Origin of the sequence: Photorhabdus viridis, assembly GCF_040256935.1 — a bacterium.
GTDB classification, from domain to species: Bacteria; Pseudomonadota; Gammaproteobacteria; order Enterobacterales; family Enterobacteriaceae; genus Photorhabdus; species Photorhabdus viridis.
On sequence record NZ_JBEJZY010000617.1, the window covers coordinates 1 to 223 of the forward strand.

Annotated in this window: 1 tRNA gene; it reads right to left on the reverse strand. The window is 45.7% G+C overall.

Annotation, left to right across the window (positions count from 1 at the left end):
* Positions 1-119 precede the first annotated feature (119 nt).
* Positions 120-195 (reverse strand) — tRNA-Ala (locus ABR397_RS24805).
* Positions 196-223 lie beyond the last annotated feature (28 nt).

The following is a 223-nucleotide window of genomic DNA, read 5'->3' on the forward strand; positions in this document are numbered from 1 at the left end:
GGTCAACAATCCCTCGGGGAGATTATTGACGCTTTCAATTTTCAGCTTGTTCCAGATTGTTAAAGAGCAAAATAGTTCGCAGCATACTGTCGCCAATATACTCTGAACTATAATTAGTATGGTGGAGCTAAGCGGGATCGAACCGCTGACCTCCTGCGTGCAAGGCAGGCGCTCTCCCAGCTGAGCTATAGCCCCATACAAATTTATTATCGCCAGTTTTAGA